The following is a 6,399-nucleotide window of genomic DNA, read 5'->3' as shown; positions in this document are numbered from 1 at the left end:
AGGTGCGCTGAGCGGGAGTCGAACTGGATTATCCCGTCGAGCACCCGCTGAGGTGCAGTTTTCAGCGCCGGCGCACTCTACGATAAAGGGCGTGAAGCTCCCCTGGACCCTCAGCCACGACAACGGCGGCATCGTCATGCCGGAAGAACGACTCAGCTGGCCGAAGACCATCGGCCTCGGCGGCCAGCACGTCATCGCGATGTTCGGTGCAACGTTCATCGTGCCCGTCATCACCGGATTCCCGCCCGCGACGACGCTGTTCTTCTCCGGTATCGGCACGATTCTCTTCCTCCTCATAACCGGAAACCGGCTGCCCAGCTACCTCGGGTCGTCGTTCGCGTTCATCGTGCCGATCGGCGTCGCGATGTCATCGCACGGCGAAGGCGTCGCGCTCGGCGGTATCTTGCTCGCCGGCACCTGCTTGCTGGTCATCGGTGCCATCGCGCACTTCGCGGGCACCCGCTGGATCAATGCGCTCATGCCGCCTGTCGTGGCCGGCACCGTCGTCGCACTCATCGGCTTCAACCTCGCACCCGCTGCGCGTGACAACTTCGAGGCCTCTCCGCTCATCGCAGTCATAACGCTCGGGGCGATCATCCTGATCACGGTGCTGGGGCGCGGCATGGTGCGCAGGCTGTCGATCCTGATCGGCGTCGTCGTCGGCTATATCGCCGCCGCCATCATGGGGGAAGTCGACTGGAGCGGCGTCGGCGAAGCGGATCTCGTCGGGCTGCCGGAGTTCCACACACCCGTCTTCGACCCCACCGCGATTCCGATCTACCTCATGTTCCTGCCCGTTGTGCTGCCGCTGCTCGCGGAGAACATCGGGCACGTCAAGGGCGTCGGCCAGCTGATCGATCGCGATATCGACAAACTCACGGGGCGGGCGCTGATGGCGGATGGTCTGGCCACCATGGTCGCCGGCTCCGGCGGCGGGTCCGGGACCACGACCTACGGTGAGAATATCGGCGTCATGAGCGCGACCCGAGTCGCATCTACCGCGGCGTACTGGGTCGCCGCGTTCACGGCCATCCTGCTGGGGCTCTCACCCATGGTGGGAGCAGTCATAGCGGCGGTGCCCGCCGGTGTGCTGGGTGGCGTGACGACCGCGCTGTACGGGCTGATCGGCATCATCGGCATCCGCATGTTCGTGGAGAACAACGTCGACTTCTCGAGCCCGAAAAATCAGTTCACGGCCGGCATCGGCCTCATCGTCGCGATCGCTCCGTTCGCGCTCAACATCGGCGATATGGAGTTCGGCGGCATCGTGCTCGGCACGGTCGCGACGCTCGTGGTCTTCCACGTCATGAACCTCTTCGACAGGGAGCCCGCGACGACGAAGACTGAGGAGGCCGTAGAGGTACCGCCTCCGGTCGAAGGCTGACAGAGACCGCTTACGCTGCCGAGCCACTCGAGAGCGCGGCCGCGCTGGTCTCCATGACGAGCAGCTGCGGATCTTCGGCCGTCAGCGTCACCGACACTGCGCCGAGTTCGGTCAGCGAGGTCACGTGCGTTCCGCCGCAGGCGATGGATGCTGTGCCCTCCGGAAGTTCGCACACCCACTTGCGCAGATCGGTGATATTCGGGCCCTCAGTCGTGATCCGAACAGCGGCCGCCGTGGCGATCCAGGCGTCGAGCCGCCGATTCACGGCGCCCTGCAGCTCGGGTAACGACGCCGGTAACCGTGCCGTGTCGAAGCCTTTCTTACGAAGGCTCTTTCCCAGCCGGAACTCGTCTCGTGCACCCGATGCGAGGATGCGCGAACGCTGATTCGCGGTGCCGTCGAAATCGGGGCGGCCGAGGGCGTCGGGGCGCGCATCCTTGCTCCAGTAGCCCGCGAGCGCGGCGTTCAACGCGAGCGAAGCGAGGTGGCAGGCGGTGTGACCGATGGACAACGCCTGTCTGCGGTCAGCCTCGACGCGGAGATCCGCCCGATGCCCGACCGTGAAGCGCGTGGCGTCGTGCACGATGTGCGCGATGGCCCACGCCCAGCCTTCCGTGCCGCGCTTGACCGGGATGCTCTCCCCGAGCAGCCACTCCCCCTCCGGCGACCTGGCTGCCATCACGACGTCGCTCACGGCTTCGCCCTCGATCGTGCCGGTATCGGCCGGCTGATCCGGCCAGGTGTGATCGACAGGGTGGAACGGCGTCGAGTCGGTCATCACGGCGCTGAGGCTCGGAAGCACCTCGGTCACGGTCGCTGTTGCCGAAACTGCGCCGGCGGGAAACGTCACGTTCGTCACAGATCCACTCTAGAAGGACTGCCGCGCTACGGTCTGCCCTCCCAGTCGACCTGCCCTGCCTCGACGACCTCGTGTACCCGCCGGAGATCCTCGAGCAGCGAGCCGATGAGAATCCAGTGCGTGCCACTCGGGGCCTGCATCACGAGCGGAGTGGTCAGCAGCGGCTTCGTATCCGCGGCCTCTTCGGCTCCCGCTTCGTGCGGTGTGACGAACTTCATGCGGATGTCGTGCGCGATTCTGCGCATCTCGACCGCGATCTCGACCATCATCGGTTCGCGGGTCAGTTCGTCGTCGTAGTGGTCGTGGAAGGCCCGCGTCATACCGATCAACGGCGTCGTGATGACCGACAGCGCTCGCAGCGTCTCGCGCATCGCGTCGATTCGCTTGCGATAGCGTCTCGCGCGCGGGTTCAGATCGAGTCCCTCCTCCGCCGCCGTGACATGCTCGGACGCGCGCTCGAGCATGGGGCGCAGCAGCCTGGCTTCTATCAGCAGCAGCTCGGGATGCTCGGCTCGTTTCGCGCCGACCGCCGCGTCGGCGAGGCGGTCGAAGCCCCTCGCGGTCTCCTCGGCGAGCTCGGTTATCGACGCTCTCGCCTCTCTCAGCGGAACCGGCGGAACGACAAGAGCATTGACGACGAACGCGATGCCTGCGCCGATCACGGTTTCGATGATGCGTTCGAAGGAGTACTCGACCGATGCTGCTCCGAGAGCGAGTACGAGCATCGCGCTGATCGGCACCTGATTGCTCGTGACGGATGAGAGCCGCAGCAGCCAGGCGATCACGAGCGCCGCGACGACGGCAATCAGGATCACCCAGTTCTGTTCTGGAAACGCGAGCCCTAACAGCATCGCGATGACGACACCCAGAACAACACCGAACGACCGCTCGATGGCCTTCGCGAACGACTGGTTCACGCTGGGCTGCACCACGATAATCGCAGCGATAACCGCGAAGATCGGTGGTTCCGGCGCCGAGATGAGGCTCGTGACAAGCCAGGCGAGCACGGCTGCGACACCGGTCTTCACCATCTGCAGAACGGAGACCCTCGATTTGGCGCGCACAAGGTCGACCGTTCCGCGAACACGTGCGGTGAAACGCGCTGCGGCCATGTGGGACTCCTGCTGGTCGGGGTGTACAGCACCATGCTACGCGGGCACCGAGCCCGTCTCGGCCCAGCCACAGCTCCAGTTCCCGACCCGGAATCCCTAGACTGATCACATGTCTGAAGTTGCCCTTGCCGCAACCGTCGTGCTCGGTCGCGAGCGGGACGCCGGCTTCGAAGTGCTCATGATGCAGCGGACCCAGCGCGGAGCGTTCGCCGGCGCGTGGGCGTTCCCCGGCGGACGCGTCGATGACACGGATGCACCGGGTCGGCCCCGCCACGAGCGCGCACGGGTCGCCGCGGCGCGTGAGGTGTTCGAAGAGGTGGGATTACGCCTGGACGCGGATGCGCTGGTGCCGCTGTCGCGCTGGATGCCGCCGGCGCGCATCCCCCGCAGGTTCGACACGGATTTCTTCCTCGCCAAAGCGGCCGACGGTGAGATCGTCGCCAGCGCTGACGAGGTCGCGGCGTGGCGCTGGATCAGCCCGACCGATGCGATCGCGGCCCACGCGGGCGACGACTTCGAGCTGCACCCGCCGACCTTCGTGACACTCGCGCGGCTTGCCGAGTTCCGCACGTTTGACGCTGCACTGCAGCACTCGCTCGCCGACGGCCCCGCGGAGTTTCTGACACAGGGCATCCCGACCGATGGGCTGCTGGTGTGGGAGGGCGATGAGCTCGCCGACGGCGATGTCGAAACGGAGCACGGCCCGCGCAACCGCCTCCTCACCGATGCGGTGCCCTGGCGGTACGTGCACCGGGGTGTCGGGTGAGAATAGTTGACAGAATGCCCTTTGGGATACTCCTAAATGTACTTCTCTCGACTATTTCGACATCCTCCAGCGCTAGAACGGCGTATCCGAGGCGTTCGGCGTGAATGCCGTACCCTCGCCGCCCCACCCGGAACGGCCGTCCTGCTGCCGAGCCCGCACATCCGTGATGAACTGCCGAACACGCTGATCGACGATGATGTCCGCCGGCTTCAGCGGCCTGGTCATGTACAGCCCCTCGAGGCTCGTAAGCCTCGAGAGCGCTACGTACGTCTGACCGGGGCTGAACGCGCGTGACCCGAGGTCGATTATGGCGCTGTCGAACGTCTTGCCCTGCGACTTGTGGATCGTGACGGCCCACGCGAGCCGCAACGGGAACTGCGTGAACTCTGCTGCGACTTCGCGCTTGAGCTCCTTGGAATCCGGTGCGTACGTGTATCGGTACTTCTCCCAGGTTGTGGGTTCGACTTCGTGATCTTCGCCATCGACGTTGACCCACACGGTGCCTGAGATGTCGACGACGCGACCGATCGTTCCGTTGACCCAGCGGCCTTCAGCATCGTTGCGCAAGAACATGACCTGCGCACCGATCTTCATCTCGAGCACCTCATCGGCCGGATAGCTGGACTGTCCGAACTCTCCTTCGACGTCGGCAACGGCGGTTTTCGCCTTGCCGCCGAGCTGCGCGAGCTCTCGGCTGTTGATACGGCGAACCGTGTCGTTGCGACTCGCGAGCGTCAAGACGTCGTTGTCGGGAGGTGTACGCGCGCCGTATCCGTTGAGCAGATCGGCCAGCTCTTCCGTGACCGTGCCGTGACGCACGGCGTTCAGCGCCTTCTTGAACTCGAGATCTGACTGCCTGTGGATGTGCACGAGCTCGACGACGTCGAGCTCTGCCTCGCGCCAGACCTTCGCGTCGAAGAACCATAACGAAGAGTAGTGCTCGTCGAAGTACAGCTTCTCGTCACCCCGTGGCGGAACGGGTGAGAGCTGATAGGGGTCACCGAACATCACGATCTGCACGCCACCGAACGGAGTGGAGTGGATGCCGCGTGCCTGCCGCAGCGAACGATCCACGGCGTCCATGAGGTCGGCGTTCACCATCGAGATCTCGTCGATGATGAGCGTGTCGATCGTGCGCAGCACCGTTTTGAGCTTCTCGGGCTGCCGCAGCGGGCTGGTCGCGATGATGCCGAGGTGCAGCTTCAGCAGGGAGTGGATGGTCTGCCCGCCGACATTGAGCGCTGCGACGCCCGTGGGTGCGGTGATGACGATGCTCTTCCCGGTGTTCGCCGCGAGGTGGTTGAGCAGCGTGGACTTCCCCGTACCGGCCCGACCGGTGATGAAGAGGTGATCACCGGTCTTCTCGATTCGCTCGAACAGATCCCGCTGTTCCCTGGATAGTTCGACCACCCAACCAGGGTAGTCCGAACCCGGTGTGACGTTCGGTTACACCCCGCATTGCGCAAAGGAGGAGACAGGGCGAAGATAGACAGCAGTGTAGAAAGGAGGACCCTGTGTGTCGACTGCTCGGCTACGCGGCGCCGGTCGCTGCGACCGCTCAGGACGTCATCGGATCGCGGAACTGCCAGGAGTGGCAGCGAATGGGTCGCCTTCACGCTGACGGCTGGGGCACCGCATGGGTGCAACAGGGCGGAATCGAACGGATGCGGTCGGCCGAGCCGGCGCTGCGCGATCCCGTGCTCTCGGCGGCACTGACCGAGGAGCCTACACGAGCTCGCATCGCGCACCTTCGCCTCGCAACGGAAGGGCTCGCGAGGACGCTCGATAACGCGCACCCCTTCATAACGCCGCGTTTCGCGCTCGCGCACAACGGGTCGATCCGACCGGTCGAGCGGTTCCTGCAGCTCGCGGCCGAGGAGGAACTCGCCCAGCACGGTGGCAACAGCGATACGTCGGTGCTCGTCGCTCTCATCACGCGCAGGCTGGATGCGGGGCGTTCGCTGTTCGACGCTGTCACCGAGACGGTTGCGTTCGTGGGTCGTGAGTTCCCCAACTCCGCTGTCAACCTGCTCGTTCTGAGTGAGCACGAACTGATCGCAGTGCACGCGAACGAGGGCGCACCCCTCCCAGACAAGGAGTTCGACGCGGCGAATCTCGGTGACGATCTGCCGCGCGATCACATCGATCATTACTATCGGCTGTCGTATCGCCGTGACGAGCACGGCATCGTGGCCTTCACGTCGAGCGGTCTCGAGCGCGACGGCTGGACGCCCATGCCGCAGAGCACCGCCGCGCGCATCGATCTCGCGACGCAAGC

The 6,399-nt window shown here is 65.2% G+C and carries 6 protein-coding genes; 3 read left to right on the top strand and 3 right to left on the bottom strand.

The window, feature by feature from the left end; genetic code table 11:
• The first annotated feature begins 136 nt into the window (after positions 1–136).
• Positions 137–1,384, top strand: coding sequence for a solute carrier family 23 protein (locus Q0O95_RS12750; RefSeq protein WP_293699351.1), 1,248 nt, complete (start codon positions 137–139; stop codon positions 1,382–1,384).
• A gap of 10 nt (positions 1,385–1,394) precedes the next feature.
• On the opposite strand, the gene Q0O95_RS12745 is transcribed toward Q0O95_RS12750, so the two are convergent.
• Both Q0O95_RS12745 and Q0O95_RS12740 read right to left on the bottom strand, forming a co-directional pair.
• Positions 1,395–2,243, bottom strand: coding sequence for a hypothetical protein (locus Q0O95_RS12745; protein WP_293699349.1), 849 nt, complete (start codon positions 2,241–2,243; stop codon positions 1,395–1,397).
• 26 nt (positions 2,244–2,269) lie between these two features.
• Positions 2,270–3,355: an FUSC family protein gene (locus Q0O95_RS12740; RefSeq protein WP_293699347.1), complete on the bottom strand. Its 1,086-nt coding sequence runs from the start codon at positions 3,353–3,355 to the stop codon at positions 2,270–2,272.
• 109 nt (positions 3,356–3,464) lie between these two features.
• Between Q0O95_RS12740 and Q0O95_RS12735 the strand changes: the two genes are divergently transcribed.
• The gene (locus Q0O95_RS12735; RefSeq protein ID WP_293699345.1) at positions 3,465–4,121 is read left to right on the top strand and encodes an NUDIX hydrolase; all 657 of its coding nucleotides are present in this window, start codon (positions 3,465–3,467) and stop codon (positions 4,119–4,121) included.
• Positions 4,122–4,193: 72 nt separating this feature from the next.
• On the opposite strand, the gene Q0O95_RS12730 is transcribed toward Q0O95_RS12735, so the two are convergent.
• On the bottom strand, positions 4,194–5,531 hold the full coding sequence (locus Q0O95_RS12730; protein ID WP_293699343.1) for an ATP-dependent RecD-like DNA helicase: 1,338 nt from the start codon (positions 5,529–5,531) through the stop codon (positions 4,194–4,196).
• 104 nt (positions 5,532–5,635) lie between these two features.
• Between Q0O95_RS12730 and Q0O95_RS12725 the strand changes: the two genes are divergently transcribed.
• Positions 5,636–6,399: class II glutamine amidotransferase (locus Q0O95_RS12725; RefSeq protein ID WP_293699341.1), on the top strand; the 764-nt coding region annotated here is incomplete at its 3' end.

This window comes from uncultured Agrococcus sp. (genome assembly GCF_945915485.1).
In the GTDB taxonomy this organism is placed as follows: Bacteria; Actinomycetota; Actinomycetes; order Actinomycetales; family Microbacteriaceae; genus Agrococcus.
This window is presented reverse-complemented; position numbering and strand designations above follow the sequence as displayed.

Coding starts and splice junctions, on each gene's coding strand:
- Q0O95_RS12750 (WP_293699351.1), top strand. CDS start 137: ATGCCGGAAGAACGACTCAGCTGGCCGAAGACCATCGGCCTCGGCGGC.
- Q0O95_RS12740 (WP_293699347.1), bottom strand. CDS start 3,355: ATGGCCGCAGCGCGTTTCACCGCACGTGTTCGCGGAACGGTCGACCTT.
- Q0O95_RS12735 (WP_293699345.1), top strand. CDS start 3,465: ATGTCTGAAGTTGCCCTTGCCGCAACCGTCGTGCTCGGTCGCGAGCGG.